The organism is Streptomyces sp. NPDC057616 (assembly GCF_042800575.1).
In the GTDB taxonomy this organism is placed as follows: domain Bacteria; phylum Actinomycetota; class Actinomycetes; order Streptomycetales; family Streptomycetaceae; genus Streptomyces.
Map to the genome: position 1 here is coordinate 81,124 of NZ_JBHVGU010000001.1, position 17,224 is coordinate 98,347.

15 protein-coding genes and 1 pseudogene are annotated in these 17,224 nt (G+C 72.6%); 3 read left to right on the top strand and 13 right to left on the bottom strand.

From position 1 onward, the window contains the following. The first annotated feature begins 2 nt into the window (after window positions 1–2). Window positions 3–983 carry a type 1 glutamine amidotransferase gene (locus ACFU97_RS00395; RefSeq protein WP_384248804.1) on the top strand — a complete coding sequence of 327 codons (981 nt, stop codon included), beginning with the start codon at window positions 3–5 and terminating at the stop codon, window positions 981–983. Here ACFU97_RS00395 and ACFU97_RS00400 read toward each other — a convergent pair. The 8 genes and pseudogenes from ACFU97_RS00400 to ACFU97_RS00435 all read right to left on the bottom strand — a co-directional run. Beyond that, window positions 880–2,325 (bottom strand): annotated as a pseudogene (locus ACFU97_RS00400) (APC family permease); the annotation flags it as partial. The gene ACFU97_RS00395 and the pseudogene ACFU97_RS00400 sit on opposite strands and share 104 nt — an antisense overlap. 168 nt (window positions 2,326–2,493) lie before the next feature. Further along, the gene (locus ACFU97_RS00405) at window positions 2,494–3,099 is read right to left on the bottom strand and encodes a TetR/AcrR family transcriptional regulator (RefSeq protein ID WP_384248806.1); all 606 of its coding nucleotides are present in this window, start codon (window positions 3,097–3,099) and stop codon (window positions 2,494–2,496) included. Window positions 3,100–3,179: 80 nt separating this feature from the next. Beyond that, the gene (locus ACFU97_RS00410) at window positions 3,180–4,025 is read right to left on the bottom strand and encodes a fumarylacetoacetate hydrolase family protein (protein WP_384248808.1); all 846 of its coding nucleotides are present in this window, start codon (window positions 4,023–4,025) and stop codon (window positions 3,180–3,182) included. Window positions 4,026–4,036: 11 nt separating this feature from the next. After that, window positions 4,037–4,969: a 3,4-dihydroxyphenylacetate 2,3-dioxygenase gene (locus ACFU97_RS00415; RefSeq protein ID WP_384248811.1), complete on the bottom strand. Its 933-nt coding sequence runs from the start codon at window positions 4,967–4,969 to the stop codon at window positions 4,037–4,039. Beyond that, window positions 4,962–6,425 carry an aldehyde dehydrogenase gene (locus ACFU97_RS00420; RefSeq protein ID WP_384248813.1) on the bottom strand — a complete coding sequence of 488 codons (1,464 nt, stop codon included), beginning with the start codon at window positions 6,423–6,425 and terminating at the stop codon, window positions 4,962–4,964. Before ACFU97_RS00420 ends, ACFU97_RS00415 begins: the two co-directional genes overlap by 8 nt. 34 nt (window positions 6,426–6,459) lie before the next feature. Beyond that, window positions 6,460–7,266: an acetoacetate decarboxylase family protein gene (locus ACFU97_RS00425; protein WP_384248816.1), complete on the bottom strand. Its 807-nt coding sequence runs from the start codon at window positions 7,264–7,266 to the stop codon at window positions 6,460–6,462. 13 nt (window positions 7,267–7,279) lie between these two features. Beyond that, window positions 7,280–8,500, bottom strand: coding sequence for an NAD(P)/FAD-dependent oxidoreductase (locus tag ACFU97_RS00430; RefSeq protein WP_384248818.1), 1,221 nt, complete (start codon window positions 8,498–8,500; stop codon window positions 7,280–7,282). Window position 8,501: 1 nt separating this feature from the next. Beyond that, complete coding sequence (locus ACFU97_RS00435) at window positions 8,502–8,690, bottom strand: ferredoxin (RefSeq protein WP_359498288.1); 189 nt, start codon at window positions 8,688–8,690, stop codon at window positions 8,502–8,504. Between the two features lie 312 nt (window positions 8,691–9,002). Between ACFU97_RS00435 and ACFU97_RS00440 the strand changes: the two genes are divergently transcribed. Next, entirely contained in the window at window positions 9,003–10,358 is a 1,356-nt protein-coding gene (locus tag ACFU97_RS00440; RefSeq protein ID WP_384248821.1) for a glutamine synthetase family protein, read from the top strand. A gap of 58 nt (window positions 10,359–10,416) precedes the next feature. Next, entirely contained in the window at window positions 10,417–11,733 is a 1,317-nt protein-coding gene (locus ACFU97_RS00445) for a cytochrome P450 (RefSeq protein ID WP_384248823.1), read from the top strand. Window positions 11,734–11,764: 31 nt separating this feature from the next. On the opposite strand, the gene ACFU97_RS00450 is transcribed toward ACFU97_RS00445, so the two are convergent. The 5 genes from ACFU97_RS00450 to ACFU97_RS00470 form a co-directional block, all read right to left on the bottom strand. After that, window positions 11,765–13,198, bottom strand: a complete 1,434-nt coding sequence (locus tag ACFU97_RS00450; RefSeq protein WP_384248826.1) for an ATP-binding protein — start codon at window positions 13,196–13,198, stop codon at window positions 11,765–11,767. A 194-nt stretch (window positions 13,199–13,392) separates the two neighbouring features. After that, window positions 13,393–14,064: a peptidoglycan-binding protein gene (locus ACFU97_RS00455; RefSeq protein ID WP_384248828.1), complete on the bottom strand. Its 672-nt coding sequence runs from the start codon at window positions 14,062–14,064 to the stop codon at window positions 13,393–13,395. Window positions 14,065–14,138: 74 nt separating this feature from the next. Then, a complete protein-coding gene (locus ACFU97_RS00460; RefSeq protein WP_384248831.1) occupies window positions 14,139–14,684 on the bottom strand; it encodes a hypothetical protein in 546 nt (181 codons plus the stop codon). Between the two features lie 23 nt (window positions 14,685–14,707). Next, window positions 14,708–15,796: an N-acetylmuramoyl-L-alanine amidase gene (locus ACFU97_RS00465; protein WP_384248834.1), complete on the bottom strand. Its 1,089-nt coding sequence runs from the start codon at window positions 15,794–15,796 to the stop codon at window positions 14,708–14,710. Window positions 15,797–15,995: 199 nt separating this feature from the next. Beyond that, a complete protein-coding gene (locus ACFU97_RS00470) occupies window positions 15,996–17,138 on the bottom strand; it encodes a peptidoglycan-binding protein (protein WP_384248837.1) in 1,143 nt (380 codons plus the stop codon). Window positions 17,139–17,224: the final 86 nt, after the last annotated feature.

Below are 17,224 nucleotides of genomic sequence, written 5' to 3' on the forward strand. Positions count from 1 at the left end.
TGATGCGGGGACCGCCATCACAAGAGTTCACGGCCGCCCGCGGCGGTCCGTGGACCCCGGGAAGGAGCCCGCCCGTGCGCGCACTCGTCATCCAGCACGACCACGTGACCGACCCCGGCCCGGTCGGGGCCCGGCTCGTGGAACGCGGCTACGGCCTCACCGTCGTGACGGTCGTGCCCGAGGACCGCCACCACGCGCCGGACGTGGCCTTCGACTTCCCCGCGGCCGACGCCTGGGACCTGGTCGTCTCGCTGGGCGCGCCCTGGTCGGTGTACGACGAGACGGCGGTCGGCCCCTGGATACCGGGCGAGCTGGCCCTGCTGCGCAAGGCCCACCACCGCGGCGTCCCGGTCCTCGGCGTGTGCTTCGGCGCCCAGGCGCTGACCACCGCGCTCGGCGGCTCGGTCGAGGCGTCACCGCGCGCGGAGATCGGCTGGGTCGGGATCGACACCGACGACCCGTCGCTGATCGGCCCCGGCCCGTGGTTCCAGTGGCACTACGACCGCTGCGTCCTGCCGCCCGGCGCGGCCGAGCTGGCCCGCAACGCGGTGTGCCCGCAGGCGTTCCGGGCCGGACGCAGTCTGGGGGTGCAGTTCCATCCGGAGATCACCGCGGCGACGGTGGAGCTGTACCTCGCCAACGGGGGCACCGAGCAGTGCCTGCAGCACGGGGTGGACCCGGGTGAGCTGCTCGCCCGGACCCGGGAGCTGGAGACGGTGGCCCGGGGCAACGCCCACCGGCTGGTGGACGCGTTCCTGGAGCGGGTGGCAGGGATCCGGGCTGGAGGTTCGGGGGGGCACACGGGTCGGTGCACCCCCCGGACCATGGCTGCCGGGAGCCGCGGACTAAGGCCGCCTCGGCGGCCGGGGCCGGCTGCGTCGCCGGCCTGTTGCGGGTCACGCGGTCGGCGGCCACGCCCAGCACCAGGACCGCCGGGACGGCCAGGCCCAGCCAGGTCGCCGTGGCCGGATCGCCGCCGATGAGGGTGGTGAAGTTGGCCAGGATCAGCCAGATCGCGCCGGCGATCCCGAGGGCGCCCAGGACGGGGGCGATCAGGGTGTTCCAGGTGCGGGTGTCCAGGCGTTCGCGGCGGAAGAAGACGACCACCGAGACGGACGTCAGGAAGTACAGCAGCATGATCGCCAGGACGGCCACGCCGCTGAACCACGAGAAGAGGGTCAGCACCGGGTCCTTGCCCAGCAGGGCGAAGGGCATGACCAGCAGCACGCCGACCGCGGTCTGCACGACACCCGCCGACCACGGGGAGTGGCGCTTGTTGAGCTTGCACAGCCCGCCGGGCAGCAGCCCGTCGCGGCCGAGGGAGAACAGGTAGCGGTTGGCGGAGTTGTGGAAGGCGAGGATGCCCGCGAACAGGGACGTCGCGAGGAGCACCGGCAGGACGTCGCCCGCCCAGCCGCCGAACAGCGCCGTGATCGGCGCGAAGACCCAGCCCGAGGCGTCGCCGCCGGACAGCGCCTTGCCGGCGTCCGCGGTGGCGTGGGAGGCGCCGTGGGCGGAGACCAGCATCCACGAGGTGAAGGCGAAGAAGAGGCTGATGGCGACGACGGAGAGGTAGGTGGCCCGGGGCACCGTCTTGCGGGGCTCGCGCGCCTCCTCGCCGTAGATGGCGGTCGCCTCGAAGCCGAACATCGACGCCACGGCGAACATCAGCGCCACGCCGGGAGCGCCCTGCAGCGCCGCGCCGGGCGAGAAGCTGCCGGAGAAGTCCAGGCCCTGCGGGCCGCCGCCCTTGAAGAAGGTGACCAGGGCGAAGACGAACAGGATGCTGAACTCGGCCAGCACGAACACGGCCAGCACCTTGGCGCCCATCTCGATCCCGGCCGCGCCGAGGACCTGGACGATCGCCATCGTGACGAGGACGAAGACCCACCAGGCGATGTGCACGTGCGCGTACTGCTGGACCAGGCCGCTGACGATGTTGCCGTAGAGCCCGTACATCGCGGCCTGGATCGCGCAGTAGGCGAAGAGCGCGACACCGGCGCTGCCGGAGCCGACGGGGCGGCCGAGCCCCTTCCCGATGTACGTGTAGAACGCGCCGGCGTCCACGACGTGGCGCCCCATGGCGACGAAGCCGACGGAGAACAGCAGGACGACGAGGCCGGCCACGACGTAGGCGGAGGGCACTCCCGCGCCGTTGCCGATGGCGACGGCGATGGGCACGGCCCCGGCGATACCGGTCAGCGGAGCCTGTGCGGACAGGACGAAGAAGAGGATGCCCAGCACCCCGAGGGAGTTGGGTTTGAGCCGGCCTGCCGTGGAGTCGCCCTGTGTCGTCTGACTCCTCGGGACGGTTTGACTGTCCACACGGATCACCTGCCTGGGAAGGGAAAGGGGATTGTTTAGAGCCAAACGAGTTGCCCCATAGTGGGCCGGAACTATCCGGATGACAAGGGGGTCAGGCGATGATTTTTCCGCTTCGGAATGTACGACGGCCCCGGACGCGGAACGTCCGGGGCCGTGCGCGGGCGCAGGTCAGTCGCCGTTCGCGTCCAGCGTGCGCAGCAGGGAGCGCAGCTCGTCCAGCGCCGCGACGGTGACCTCGGGCTCGCCGAGGACGAGCTGGTGCAGGACGAGGCCGTCGAGCGCGGCGAAGACCAGCCGGGCCAGCCCCATGTCGGCGCCGGCCGGCAACATGCGGCTCAGCTCGCGCTGCGTGGCGTCGAAGTACTCGTCGTACAGCTCGCGCAGCGGGGGCAGCAGTTCTGGCCTGCGGCGCGACTCCAGCAGCAGCTCGTACTGGAACGCCTGCAGGTCCGGGTCCGCCGTGACCATCTCGGGCACCCCGGCCGCGAAGTCCGCGACCTTGCCGGTGCCCGGTTCGAGCGCGCTGGTGCTCAGCGAGGTGCGGATCGTGTGCTCCAGGGTCGCCTCGATCAGCGCGTCACGGGAGCCGAAGTGGTGGACGACGAGGCCGTGGGTGACCCCGGCCTCCTCCGCGACCGCCCGGTAGGTGAGCCTGCGCAGCCCGCCGCGCGCCACCACCCGCACCGCCGCCTTCAGCAGGGCCTCGCGGCCCTCGCCGTAGTGCAGACGCCTGCGGGGCTTCCGGCTCTGGGGTGCGTCGGCGGAGTCGGTCATGCGAGCGACCCTACCTGCGCGGGCCCGCGCACCGGGCGGCTCGGTCGCCGGCCCGGTGCCGGGCGGTCTCGCGGTGGGCATCACCGCTGGGGCGGGCGGATGCCGCGGAACTCCCAGTCCCCGCCGAGCGCGGTGGACAGCACCTCCTCGGACTCGGTGGGCTGGGCGCCGACGTCGGTGCGGACGGCGGTGGGACCGGTGACGATGTGGTTGGTGAGCCGGCCCAGGCCCTCGACCTCGACCTCGACGACGTCGCCGGGCCGCACGGGGCGGGAGTTGGCCGGGGTGCCGGACAGCAGGACATCGCCGGGGTAGAGGGTGATGGTGCGGGCGATGTCGGCGACGAGGTAGTGCATGTCCCACTGCATCTCGTCGGTCGAACCGTCCTGCACCACCTCGCCGTTGACGTACGTGCGCAGGCTCTTGCCGTGGAAGTCCCAGTCGGTGACCAGGCCCGGGCCGAGCGGGCAGAGGGTGTCGGAGCCCTTCACCCGGAGCATGGAGCCGGCGTCGGTGTCGCGGAAGTCGTGCAGGCCGTAGTCGTTGGCGACGGTGTAGCCCGCGATGTACTCGCCCGCCTCGGCCGGGGAGATGTTGCGCGCGGTCCGCCCGATGACGATGGCGACCTCGCCCTCGTAGTTGAGCCACTTGCAGCCCTCGGGGCGGACGACCGCGCCCCGGTGGGAGTTGAGGGCCGAGGTCGGCTTGTGGAAGTAGGTCGGAGTGGCGGGCAGGCTGATCCGGAACTCGTCCACGCGGCTGCGGTGGTTGAGGTGGACGGCGATCACCTTGGAGGGCACGACGGGCGGCAGGTGCCGTGCCTCCTCCGTCTTGACGCGGCGGCCGTCCCCGGCGACGAGTTCGTCCCCGTCGACGGTGACCTGGACGGCGGCGCCGTCGAGCAGGATGCGGCGGTATTCGGGCATGGTCGTGGCTCCTAGCGGCTGTGGGGGGTGCGCGGGGCGGACGTGGCGGGCAGGCCGGTGCCGGTCCAGCCGTCGGCCGGGCGGTCGAACCACAGGTGGACCTGGCCGGTGCCGATGGAGTTCTCGTACTCGCCGTACTGCCGGGCGCGGGCGGTGCAGGCCTGCTCGCCGAGGGCGCCGGCCATCATCAGGTAGTGGAAGAACTTCGCCTCGGGCTTGAACCTCCAGAACTCGTCCATGGTGTCGAGGACCTTGTCGTGGCGGCCCTCCTTGAACCAGGCGACGCGCTCCTCGTCGGCCGCCCGCGCTTCGGGGGTGAAGATGTGCGAGGGGTCGCTCGCCTCGTGGTCGCGCAGCTCGCGCAGCGGCCAGAAGGTGTGCGAGAGGGCACCGGAGGCGATGAGCAGGACGCGGCGGCCGGGGGTGGCGGCGATGCCGTCGGCGAGCGCCCGCCCGAGCCGCAGGTGGTCCTCCATGTCGCCGGTCTGGCAGACGCCGACGGTCACCCAGCGCTTGCCGGGCAGGCCCTCGCCGAGGAACTTCCACAGGTTGACGGTGGCGTAGTAGATCGGCAGGTGATCGTCCTCGATCGCGGTGATCCAGGTACCGTGCTTGTCGGCGAACGAGGCGATGTTGTGGGCGAGTTCGGGGTCGCCCGGGAAGTCGTACGGCATCCGGCACATGCCGCGCGGCAGTTCCTCGGAGGTGAAGAGCCCGGCCCGGCGCTGCTGGGCGGTGACGACGAACTCGACGGTGGTCGCCCAGTGGGAGTCCAGGACCACGACGGTGTCGTAGTCGTCCCGCTCGAAGACCTCCGTGCGCAGCTGCTGGAGGCCGGTGACGAGGGTGATCTCCTTGCCCTCGTTCAGCTCCAGCCGGTCTGCCTCGGGCAGCACGATGGTGGGGACGTGGGCGAGCAGGCCCGCCCCGACGATCTCACCCATGGTCCTTCCATCCCTTCGGGGCGGTGACGGTGTTCTTCAGGTCGCAGTAGAAGTCGAAGCTCCAGGTGCCGCCCTCGCGCCCGACGCCGGAGTGGCGGGAGCCGCCGAAGGGGGCCTGGAGGTCGCGGACGAAGAAGCAGTTGACCCAGACGGTGCCCGCGACGAGCCGGGCGGTGACGCGCCCGGCGCGCTCCTTGTCGCCGGTGGCCAGGGTGGCGGCCAGCCCGAAGCGGGTGTCGTTGGCCAGGCGTACGGCCTCTTCCTCGGTGCGGAAGGTCTGCAGGGTCAGAACGGGGCCGAAGACCTCCTCCTGGACGATCTCGCTGTCCTGCGCCACGTCGGTGAGCAGGGTCGGCGCGTAGTACTGGCCGTCCTCGGGGTGCCCGCCGATCACGGCGCGGGCGCCGGCCGCGAGCGCCCGCTGCACGAAGCCGTCGATCTTCTCCAGCTGGCGGGGGTGGATGTTGGGGCCGATGTCGGTGGCCTCGTCGCGGGGATCGCCCTGCACGAGGCCGGCCGCCTTGGCGGTGAAGCGGCGCGTGAACTCCTCGGCGACCGATTCCTCGACCAGGATGCGGGTGGCGGCCAGGCAGACCTGCCCGGCGTTGTCGTACTGCTCCACCGCGAGGTCGACGGCGAGGTCGAGGTCGGCGTCGGCGAAGACCAGCAGCGGGGACTTGCCGCCGAGTTCGAGGCTGAGCGGGGTGAGGTTCGCCGCCGCCGAAGCGCTGATGCGGCGGGCCGTCGGCACCGAGCCCGTGAAGCTGATGCGGCGCACGTCCGGGTGCGCGGTGAGGGCGTCGCCGATCTCGGAGCCGTAGCCCTGGACGACGTTGAGCACCCCGGCGGGCAGCCCGGCCTCGGCGGCGATGTCCGCGAGCAGCGAGGCGGTCAGCGGGGACCACTCGGCGGGCTTGAGCACCACGGTGTTGCCGGCCGCGAGGGCCGGGGCGACCTTCCAGGTGGACAGCATCAGCGGGGCGTTCCACGGCGTGATCAGCACGCTGGGTCCGGCCGGGTCCCAGCTGACGTGGTTGGTGTGCCCGCGCGTCTCGAAGTCCTCGTGCTCCAGGGTGAGCAGCCGGTCCGCGAAGAAGCGGAAGTTGTGCGCGACGCGCGGCATGACGCCGCGGCGGTGGGAGCGCAGCAGGGCGCCGTTGTCGGTGGTCTCGACGATGGCGAGCTCGTCGATCCGCTTCTCGACGCCGTCGGCGACGGCGTGCAGCAGCCGGGCGCGTTCGGCGCGCGGGGTGGCGGCCCAGCCGGGGAAGGCGGCCTTCGCGGCGGCGACGGCGGCCTCGGCCTCGGCGGCGGTGCCGCGGGCGATCTCGCCGATCACGCTGCCGTCGATCGGCGAGACGTCGGTGAAGGTGCCGGCGGAGGCGACGCGCTCGCCGCCGATCCAGTGCCGGGTGTCGACGGCGACCCCGGCCACCGTGAGGGTGTGCTCGGTCATGTCCGGTCTCCAGGTCCTTTGCTGTGTGCGGGGGTCACTCGGCACCGGAGGTGCCGGACTCCAGCAGGCGGCCGCCGTCCCAGACCACTCCGACCTGCCGGTAGTAGGCGGCGATCGGCTCGCGGATCTCCAGGCGGGCCAGCTCCTCGGTCGGCGCCTCGAACAGCTCCAGCTCGGCGTCGCCGGTCCACGGCTGCCCGCCCTCGAAGGAGGCCGCACCGGACTCGATCAGCTCGTCCAGCGCGAGCCCCTTGCCCTTCTCGATCGAGGGCAGCCAGCGGTGGTGGGCCATGGGGTGGCCGTTGACGAAGCCGTTGGTCTGCGACGGCTCGCGCAGGGTCACCACGGCCTGGGCGAGGCGGCGGTCGGCGGCGGCGAGGGTCGCGCCGAAGCGGGCGCCGGCCTCGATCCGCGGAGCGGGCCCGTAGGGATGCGGGCGCGTCTGGTGGATGGAGCCGAGCTTCTTCGGGTAGCCCTGGTGCAGCCCGCGCGCGATCGCGAAGTCCTTGTCGACCCAGATGTGGACGCAGCGGGTGTAGGTCTGGCCGCGGTACTTGCAGCGGACGACCGCGAAGGCCTCCTTGTACTGGGCGAGCACCGGGTCGAGCAGTTCGTCGCCGGAGGCGGAGCAGGACTGCCAGTCGGCCCAGATCAGCGCGACCGCGCCGGGGTCCTCGTCCGCGAGCTCCAGGGGTTCGGGCAGCAGTTCGCGCACCCGGGCGGGGTCGGTGCGGTACTCGATCGTGAGCAGGTCGCCCGAGTAGCGCCACGGCGGGGACGGGATCAGCGACGAGGCGCCCGTCGCCGTCTTGGGGTGGAAGTAACCACGGACAGCAGACATCAGGGAGGGTTCCTTACGCGGTGAGGGACGCGGTGAGGGCGGGCTGCTTCAGGAGCTGGGCGCGATAGCGGGCGGCGCCCATGGCGGCGGCCTGGCCGCCGAGCGCGACGACGCCGACGAGCCGGCCGTCGGTGTGGTAGCCGACGAGGACGTCCCCGCCGGGATCACCGTCCAGGACGCGCACGTCGTCCTTGCCGAGGACCGGCGCCCCGAAGGACTGCAGCCGGAACTCGTGCTGGTCGCTCCAGAAGGTGGGCAGCGGCGCGAAGGGCGCCAACTCCCGTTCCTCACCCGTGAGATGGGCGACGAGAGCCTTCGCGGCGTGCTTGGCCGTGTCCGTGGGGATCGACCAGTGCTCGACGCGGCGGGGCACGCCGTCGTAGCGGGCGTTGGGGAAGCGGGCGACGTCGCCGACCGCGACGACCTCGGGCCGGCCGCCGACGCGCAGCTGCTCGCAGGTGAGCACGCCGTCGGTGAGGTCGAGGCCGTTGCCCTGCAGCCACTCGACGTTGGCGACGGAGCCGACCGACTCCACGACCACGTCGGCGGGAAGGACCCTGCCGTCGCCGAGGACGACGCCGTCGACGCGGTCCACGCCCGTGAACCCCGCGACCGTGGCGCTCAGTTCGAAGCGCACCCCACGCTCCTGGTGCCGCTCGAGCAGGGCCCGGCCGAGCAGTTCGCCGAGCGGTCCGGCCATGGGCAGCGGCAGCGGGTCCACGACGGTGACCTCGCGGACGCCGAGTCCCACGGCGGTGGCCGCGACCTCGCAGCCGATGAATCCGGCGCCGACCACGACGACGCGGGCGCCGGGGCGGGTCAGCTCGTCGCGCAGGCCCTGGGCGTCGGCGAGGGTGCGCACGGTGTGCCGGCCGGTGAGCGGGCCGGGGCAGCGCAGGCGCCGCGGCCGCATGCCGGTGGCGACGACCAGTCCGTCGTAGGAGAGCGGCGTGCCGTCGTCGAGGACGACCGTCCGCTCGTCGAGGCGGGCCTCGACGACCTTCGCGCCGAGCAGCCACTCCACGTCGGCGGCGACCGCCTTCGGGGTGAAGGCCAGCGACTCGAAGGGGGCCTTGCCGGCCAGCACTTCCTTGGACAGCGGGGGCCGGTTGTAGGGCATGTGGGGCTCGTCGCCGACGACCGTGATCGCCCCGGTCCAGCCGGCGGCGCGCAGCTGCTCGGCGGCGCGCAGGCCGCCCATCGACGCGCCGGCGACGACGATACGGCCGCCCATGTCAGGCCTCGATCCGGATGGCCTGGAGGGGGCACACGTCGGCGGCCTCCTCGACCTCGTCGCGCAGGGCGTCGTCCGGGTCGGACACGTACGCGAGATGGCCGGCCTCGTCCATGGAGAAGACGTCGGGGGCCGCGAAGACGCACTGGCCGTGGTCCTGGCATTTGTTCATGTCGACGACGACCTTCATGGCGGTCCTCCTGAGGGTGAGGCGTCGGGGCGGGAAGCGGAAAGAGGGGCCCGGCCCGGACGGACCGGGCCCCTCGGCCACAGGGGACGGTTTCCGGGGAAGCCGCCACCCTGACTCGTTTGGCTTCAAACAACATAGGAAGCCCGGGGACCCTGGTCAATAGCTGTCCAGATGGATAAATTTTTTGCACCACCCCCTTGCGGGGCGCCGACTCCCTCCATACCGTTCGGGTTCAAACGAATAGCTCCGTGACATCTCCGTAGGTCCGGAGTACGCCTGGGAGTCCCCCACCCTTCCGCCAAGGAGACACCGGTGAGCGCATCCGCCACTCCAGACATCCGCCGGCACATGGAACGGCTCGCTGCCGAGGGCGTCGACGTCGTCCGGGTGGTCTACCCCGACCTGATCGGCACCGACCGCGCCCGTGACGTGCTGCTGGATCACCTGCCGTCGGCCTGCGACCACGGCCTGGCCTTCTGCCGCGCCGTCTACCACACCAGCCCGCAGGGCGACGTGGCCGCGGTCGCGGGCGGTCTGGACGCCGGCCTGCCGGACGTGACCGTCCGCCCCGACCTGTCCACGCTGGCCGTCCTGCCCTGGGAGCCCGGCGTCGCCACCTGTCTCGGCGAGGTCACCGACCCGGCCACCGGCGCCCCGGCCCCCGAGTCGCCCCGCGACCTGCTGCGCACCGTGCTGGCCCGGGCCGCCGAGCAGGGGCTGCGCCCCGTCGTCGGCCCCGAGCTGGAGTACTTCCTGCTGGAGCCCGCCCCCGGCACCCCCACCGGCTGGCGCCGCTCGCCGGAGACCACCGGCTCCGTCTACACCGCCGGCCTGCGCGCCGACCCCGGCAACCACCTGCTGCGCACCCTGCGGCACCTGCGCGACCTGGGGCTCGGCGTCATCACCGGCAACCACGAGTTCGACGGCGGCCAGTACGAGATCAACCTGACCCACTCCGCCGCCCTGGACGCCGCCGACCGCGCCTTCCGCTTCAAGGCCGCCGTGAAGGAACTGGCGCGCCAGGAAGGAAACCTGGCCACCTTCATGGCCAAGCCCTTCGGTGACGCGGGCGGCTCGGGCTTCCACCTCCACCTGTCCTGCGACGACGAGGAGGGCCGCAACGCCTTCGACGACCCGGCGGGCTCCTACGGCCTCTCCGCCACCGCCCGGCACGCCGTCGCCGGCATCGTCGCGCACGCCCCCGCGCTCGCGGCGCTGGCCAACCCGACCGTGAACTCCTACAAGCGCTTCGGCCCCGACACGCTCGCGCCCTGGCTGATCGACTGGGGGCTCGACAACCGCAGCGCCATGGTCCGCATCCCGCCGGAGCGGGGCCGCGGGGCCCGGCTCGAACTGCGGCTGGGCGACGCCAGCGCCAACCCGTACCTGCTGATCGCGGGCACCATCGCGGCCGCGCTGCTGGGCGTGCGGGCGGGCGAGGAGCCGCCGTCCCCGCTGGAGGGCTACGGCTACGACACCACCCGCGCCGCCCTGCTCCCGCAGACCCTGTCCGCCGCGCTCGACGCGCTGGAGGCGGACACCGCCCTGACCGAGGTGCTCGGCAAGGCGTTCACCAGCTCCTTCCTCACCTACAAGCGCGACGAACTCGCGCGCTTCGGCCGGCACGTCACGGACTGGGAGTTCACCGAGTACGCGTACCACTTGTGATCCCGCCGCGGCCGCAGCCGCAGTCCCGCCGACGCCTTCGTCCAGGAGATTCACCGCCATGACCAGTCCCACCGTTCCCGCCGTCCCCACCACCCGCGCCGAGCTGCGCGCCGCCCTCGCCGAGCCGCTGCCGATCGAGCAGGTCGACCTCGCGAACCTCGACAACTTCGCCGACGGCATCACGCCGTGGCGGATGTTCCACACGCTGCGCCACGAGGACCCGGTGCACTGGCAGCCCGAGGAGGCGCCCAACTCCGGCTTCTGGGCGGTCACCCGGCACGCGGACATCGCCACCGTCGACCGCGACCCGGAGACCTTCACCTCGACGAAGTTCGTCAACCTCGAGGAGGTCGACGAGGACCAGATCAAGAAGCGCGCCTCGATCCTGGAGATGGACGGCGTCCGCCACCGCGCGCTGCGCAGCGTGATCCAGCGGCAGTTCGGCGCGAGCGTCATCAACAGCTACAGCGACTTCCTGCGCGGGCTGACCGCCAAGACGCTGGACGCGGCGCTGGCCAAGGGCAGCTTCGACTTCGTGGCCGACGTCTCCGCGGACTTCCCCATCAACGTCCTGGCCCGTCTGCTGGACGTCCCCTCCGAGGACAACCAGCAGCTCATCGACTGGGGCAACCGCATCATCGGCAACACCGACCCCGACTACGCGGACGTGCTGCTGCACAGCGAGGAGAGCGAGAGGTACCGCGACCTGCCCTTCCGCTCCCCGGCGTCGATCGAGGTCTTCGAGTACGGCCGCGAGCTGGCGCGGCAGCGGCGCGGCGGCGAGGGCACGGACCTGGTCTCGAAGCTGGTCAACACGATGCCGCGGGACGGAGTCCCGCTGTCCGCGCAGGACTTCGACAACTACTTCCTGCTCCTGGTGGTGGCCGGCAACGAGACCACCCGCCACACCATCACCCACTCCATGCTGGCCCTGCTGCAGCACCCCGAGCAGCTGGCCCGCCTCAAGGACGACCCGTCCCTGATCCCCACGGCGGTCGAGGAGTTCCTGCGCTGGGCCTCCCCCGTCTACCACTTCCGCCGCACGGCGACCCGCGACGTCGAGCTCGGCGGCAAGCGGGTCAAGGAGGGCGACAAGGTCGTCATGTGGTACGCCTCCGGCAACCGCGACGAGCAGGTCTTCGGCAACCCCTACGACTTCGACGTGGCCCGCGGGAACAACGACCACGTCACCTTCGGCAAGGGCAGCCCGCACCTGTGCCTGGGCAACCTGCTGGCCCGCACCGAGATCCGCATCATGTTCGAGGAGCTCATTCCGCGCCTCGCCGACATCCGCCTGGCCGGCGACGTCCCCCGGGTCCGCTCCAACTTCGTCAACGGCATCAAGAAGCTGCCGGTGGAGGTGACGCTCGCCTGACGGACGGGCACGCCCCCGCCCCCGTCCAGGCCTACTCCCAGGCGCGGACCAGGTCCTCCGGACCCCAGTGGGCGGCGAGGGGCAGATCGCCGGCCACTCCGCTGCGTGACACGGCGACCAGCGGGGTGTCCGGTCCGGTGCCGGGCACGGCGAGCACGTCCCGCGCGAGGGCGTCGTACTCCCGCCTGCCGAAGGGCTGGGACTCCAGCCATTTGACGGAGCCGACGAAGTGCACCGCGCCCGCCACTGGTTCGCGGTCGGCGCCGACCAGGTCGATCTCGGGGTTGTTCTGCCGGTTCCACCAGCCGCCGACCGCCTCCGTCTCCGGCCAGCGGCCGTCGGGCAGCAGCCGGAGCAGCGATGCGCGGACGACGGGCTCCACGGCACGTCCGCGCCAGGTCGTCCACGAGCGCTCGATGCGTTCCAGAGCCAGGTCTCCCCGGCCGCGTTCGATGAGGGGCATCCCCCGTTGCAGGAAGGCCAGCCAGAACCGGAGGTAGTGATCGGCGATCCGGTACCGCTTGTTCTTGGTGTCGGCCTTCGCCGACAGCGGCAGGTCCGCCGCCACGACCCGTTTGGCCTGCAGGGTGTTGAGCAGGGGAGACAGTGTGCCCGACGGCAGCGCACGCGCGCCGCCGGCCTGTGCGGCGATGGCGGAGAAGGTCCGCTCACCGGTGCCGACCGCCTCCAGTACGGCCCGCGAGTGCGACGCCTCGGGGAACTCCCCCAGCAGCGACAGCTCGCCCGCCACGAGCAGTGGCGCCAAGGGGTTCGCCATGGCCTCGCGAAGGAAGTCCCTCCGGCTCATCCCGGGTCGCCACGACTGGACGATCTCCGGAAAGCCCCCCGTGATCAGCAGGGCGTCCACCGCGTCCGCCGCGGCCAGCCGGGTCATCGCCCGGACATCCGCGAGGTTCAGGGGCTGCACGGTCATCTTCGTCGCCCGCCCGAAGAACGGACGGCCGTACGACTGCAGGGCCTCCATCACCGACATGTCACTGCCGACCAGGATCAGGAGCACCGGCTTGGCCGACAGGTGGCGGTCCCAGACGGTCTGCAGGGCCCCCTCGAACTCCGCGTCCTGCTCCACCAGCCACGGCACCTCGTCGATCACCGCGATGCTCGGGACGTCGTCGGGAAGGGCGATCGCCAGCGAGCGCAGGGCCTGATTCCAGTCCGTGGCCCGCAGCCCGGCCACCAACTCCGCTCCCGGCACGGCGGACTGCGCGAGCACTCCGGCGAAATCCGCCCGCTCGGCCACGGCGTTACGGCCCCGGGTCGCCTGGAAGACCACATAGGGAGAGCCTGACCGGTCGCAGAACTCCTGGACCAGGCGCGACTTCCCCACCCGGCGGCGCCCGGTCATGATCACGGCCTGGCCCCGGGTGGCCCCCGCGCCCGCACGCACCAGTTCCAGCTGCCGTCCCAGGAGCTGCAGGTCGGCCGCTCTGCCCTTGAACTCCATCGGCGGACTCCCTCACCAGAAAGGCAGATGAAACCTTACGTAGATTGAATCTTACATAGACGCGACGGGGCCTTCCACCGCACCGGGACACCACGAGCGCCGCCCGCCGGGGGGTCGGCGGGCGGCGCGGGGCCGCGGTCGTGGGTCGTCCAGGGAGGGGAGCCCGGTGCGGACGAGGCCGCGGCGTTCGGAGGTCAGGCGTTGCGGCAGGTCCAGGGCTGCCAGCCGCGGGCCTGGTAGAGGCGGTAGGCGGCGGCGATGTTCTGCGGCGCGTCCAGGGCCCGCGAGGTGGTGCCGAGGTAGGACTCCAGCGTGCCGCCGTTGTTGAACTGGAACACGCCGAAGTCGCGCGAGCCGTTGTTGTTGCGGCCGACGGCTATCTCGTTCAGGCCCGACTCGCAGCGGGCGACCCGGATCGCCTTGTCCTCCAGGTTGTCGGGGAAGGTCTGGCGGATCATCGTCTCGATCTGGGCGGCGGACCGGGTGGCGAGGTTCACCGATCCGGGGTTGTCGAGACGGCCCCGGGTGGCGGGGCCCACGATGCCGTCGACGGCCAGGTCGGCACGCCCCTGGAACGCCTCGACGGCGTTCTGGGTGGCCGGGCCGAAGGAGCCGTCCACCGCGAGGTGGGCACCGAGCTGGTCGAGCCTGGACTGCAACGCGGACACGCATGATCCGCTCGCGCCCGGGCTGAGCGTGGTCGTGCACAGCGCGGCCGTCGCCGCGGAGGCCGGCGGGGCGGTCAGCGCCGTGGTGCCGGCCGCGGCCAGCAGGGAGAGGGCGGCCGCGCTCAGGGCCGCGCGGCGCGGGCCTCTTCGCGGGCGGGTGGCGGCACGGTGGCCGGATCTACTGCGGTTGCCGAACATGCGGAACGTCCTTGGTCGTGGGAGTGGGGGGTGACGCGGTGGTGCGCCTGTTCCGTCGTCGCGGGCGCGGGTGTTCAGCAGCCGCAGGAGTAGAAGATGACGTCCCAGTGGTTGCCCTCGCGGGCGTAGATGTTTCCGGAGGCGGCGCGGTACTGCGGGGCGCCGTCGCCCGCCCGCGGGCCGATGTAGGTGAAGGTGCCGGTGATGTAGTTGCTCAGGCACGTCGCCGGATTGAAGTCGAGCTTGTAGCCGTTCCAGTGGCTGTACGTCCCGGAGGCGTGCCCCGTCTCGGTGCCGCCGGTGATGGCGACCGCGCAGCCGCTGGCGTGCTTCAGCGTGATGGCACCCTGCACGGTCGCGAGGTTGATCTGCTCGAAGGACGTGCAGTGGGCGTTGTTGCGGTCGGTGCAGTTGCCGCTGGACGACCAGGTGACCCCCGCGTTCCGCAGCCGGTTCGCGGCGTCCGCCTGGCTCAGCTTGGTCACGGCGGCCGCGGAGGTGGCGGGCGCCGATGCCCCGGGGGCGCCCCAGGCGGTGCCCCCGGTGGTGGCGAGCGCGACGGTGAGCACCGTGCCACCCAGGACGGCGGCGAGCTTGGTTCTGGTGTTCAAGTCCTTCATCTCCTCTACTGATTGATGGTGTGTCAGGCGACGAAGGCGGCCCAGGTGCGGGCGTCCACGACGCCGTCGGCCGGCAGTGACGCGCCGGCCTGGAAGGAGGCCACCGCCGCCCGGGTCGCGGGCCCGAAGGCGCCGTCCACCCGCACGTCGGAGCCGTACGCGGTCAGTTGGCCCTGCACGGCGCGGACGGCCTCCCCGCGGCCGCCCACGGCGAGCGGCGCGACGAGCTGGTTCCAGGTCTGCCGTCCGGCGACGCCGTCCACCCGGGCCCCGACCGCGGACTGGAAGGTGCGGACGGCCCGCACGGTGGCGGAGTCGTAGGTCCCGGTGACGGTCGGCGCGGACCCGTGCCGGCGGAGCAGGAACTGCACGCTGCGCACCCGCTCGCCGGTGGCGCCCGCCGCCAGCGTCGGCCAGGCGGGGGCCGCCGGGCTGCCGCCGACGCGGGCGGCGACGTCGGCGCGCAGCCGCGGCAGGCGGGCGTGGAGCTGGTCGCCCGGGCAGTCGGTGTCGGTGAAGTCCCGGTGCCCGTAGATCTGGTACGCCCGCAGGCCGTAGCGGGTGCAGACGGCGGCGCACAGTTCGACGAGCGAGGCGTACAGCTCGGAGGGCGGCTGGGCGGTGCCGTAGCTCCCCTCGTTCTCGATGCCGACGGCGATGGTGTCCTGCGCCGTGGTGTGCGCGCCCGCGACCAGGGCGGCGCCGCCGAGCAGCGTCTCCAGGCTGCGGTGGCGGCCCTCCATGACCTGCCCGTCGCGGCTGATCGTGAAGTGCTGACCCGAGTCGATCCGGCCCCGCCCCAGGTGCGCGTCCTGGATCGACCGGGCGAAGGCGTGCGGAGTTGGGCCGACCCCGGAGCCGGCGCCCGCACTGTGGTGCACGATCACCTTGTGCGGGCGCGCGGCGTGCACCGTGACCGGCCGCGCGGGCGGCCGGGCGCCCCAGTCGGCGCAGCAGGCGATCGGCGGCTGGATCTCCGACCGCGCCGGTACGGCGTGCAGGCCCGCCGCCGCCGGGACCCCCGTGCCCGGCACGACCGCGCCGTCCAGGAGCACCGGCCGCCGGCCGGACCGGTCGGGGGACCGGCCGTCGCCACGCCGTGAACTGCCCACCGGTCCAAGCCCTTTCGCCGCGTCCACGCCGCCCGGAGAGTGCGGCGGAGAGGACGATGGCAGCACCGGGCGGCGCGGCCAACGATCTGCGGGACATCGGGACAGCGGGCTGTCCCACCCCGTGCGACGTGCGGCGACGTGACGGGCTGGGACGGCGGCCGGGATGCGGCCGGTACGCCGGCCGTCCTCGCGCCCGCCCCTACGGCCCCTTCGACGTGGCCGGCTTCGCCTTGGACGCCCCCGCCCGGTACGCCTGGTCGCACGACTGCCAGGCGCGGAAGTCGTGGGTGCGGGCCCACAGCCGATGGGCGGCCTGGATGTTCCACTCCGGGTCGAGAGCCTTGCGGGGCGTGCCGCCCAGGGTGCGCAGGGTGCCGTCGTACAGCTGGAACACCCCCCAGTTCCGGGTGCCGTTGCTGTTGCCCAGGCTGTAGAGCGGGTCCAGGTTCGAGGCGCACTTGGCGATGCCGCTCGCGCGGTCCGCGTCCTCGGTGAAGACCTCGCGGATGCGCCGGTCGACCCGCGCGGGCGACCAGGGGTGGGCCTTGACGCGGCCGGAGTAGAGGGCGCGTTTGGTGCGGTCGTCGACCGCGCCGTCGGCCTCCAGCCCCGCGAGGAGCTGGAAGACGACGACCCGCATCTGGGTGATGGGGCCGAAGGCGCCGTCCACCTCCAGGTCGAGTCCGGCCTGCTGCAACCGGAGCTGGAGTTCACGGACGCAGGAGTCCTGGTGCCCCATGGCCACGAACCGGCACTTCGCCGTGAGGAGAGGGCGGTCGCGCGACTCGTCGGCGCCCGCCGGAGACCCGCCGGTGAGGAGGGCGGCACCCGTCACGGTCGCGCCGATGACGAGCAGGGCCCCGAGGACGACCGGCCACCGTCGCAACCGCCGCAACAGGCGGCGGTACGACGGCCGGAGGCTCAGTGAGTCCCCGTCGGGGGCCGGGCTGTCGGGCGAGGTGGCCGGCGGTTCCGTCGCCTCGGCGCCGGTCGCCTCCGTGGTCCCGGCCGTGGCCGCGGTGGTGGCCGCAGTTGTGGTCTCGGGGTTCGTCGTGGTCACCGTCGTGGCCGGACCCCCGCGTCTTCGGCCGGCGTCGACGAGGACCCACAGGCGGTGCAGCTCCAGGAGTTCCTGCGCGTCGGCCCCGCACGCCTTGCCGAACCGGGCGACGGGATCGAAGTCGTTGGGCACGCCCGCGCCCGAGCAGTAGCGGTGCAGGGCGGAGCCGCTCACGCCCGACCTGCGGGCCAGGGCCTCGTAGCTGCAGTCGGCCCGGCTCTTCAGTCTCTGCAGCAGATCGGTCAGCTCCCGCGCGTAGGCGGACCCCCGTACCTCGCTCACGCACGTACCTCCCCTGATCGTCGCCTCATCACGGCGGAGTCCACGGTGCCCCAACCGCCCCGGTGCGTCCACCAGTTCGAGGCGTT

Coding starts and splice junctions, on each gene's coding strand:
- ACFU97_RS00430 (WP_384248818.1), bottom strand. CDS start 8,500: ATGGGCGGCCGTATCGTCGTCGCCGGCGCGTCGATGGGCGGCCTGCGC.
- ACFU97_RS00450 (WP_384248826.1), bottom strand. CDS start 13,198: ATGGAGTTCAAGGGCAGAGCGGCCGACCTGCAGCTCCTGGGACGGCAG.
- ACFU97_RS00410 (WP_384248808.1), bottom strand. CDS start 4,025: ATGCCCGAATACCGCCGCATCCTGCTCGACGGCGCCGCCGTCCAGGTC.
- ACFU97_RS00420 (WP_384248813.1), bottom strand. CDS start 6,425: ATGACCGAGCACACCCTCACGGTGGCCGGGGTCGCCGTCGACACCCGG.
- ACFU97_RS00435 (WP_359498288.1), bottom strand. CDS start 8,690: ATGAAGGTCGTCGTCGACATGAACAAATGCCAGGACCACGGCCAGTGC.
- ACFU97_RS00395 (WP_384248804.1), top strand. CDS start 3: ATGCGGGGACCGCCATCACAAGAGTTCACGGCCGCCCGCGGCGGTCCG.
- ACFU97_RS00425 (WP_384248816.1), bottom strand. CDS start 7,266: ATGTCTGCTGTCCGTGGTTACTTCCACCCCAAGACGGCGACGGGCGCC.
- ACFU97_RS00460 (WP_384248831.1), bottom strand. CDS start 14,684: ATGAAGGACTTGAACACCAGAACCAAGCTCGCCGCCGTCCTGGGTGGC.
- ACFU97_RS00455 (WP_384248828.1), bottom strand. CDS start 14,064: ATGTTCGGCAACCGCAGTAGATCCGGCCACCGTGCCGCCACCCGCCCG.
- ACFU97_RS00445 (WP_384248823.1), top strand. CDS start 10,417: ATGACCAGTCCCACCGTTCCCGCCGTCCCCACCACCCGCGCCGAGCTG.
- ACFU97_RS00405 (WP_384248806.1), bottom strand. CDS start 3,099: ATGACCGACTCCGCCGACGCACCCCAGAGCCGGAAGCCCCGCAGGCGT.
- ACFU97_RS00415 (WP_384248811.1), bottom strand. CDS start 4,969: ATGGGTGAGATCGTCGGGGCGGGCCTGCTCGCCCACGTCCCCACCATC.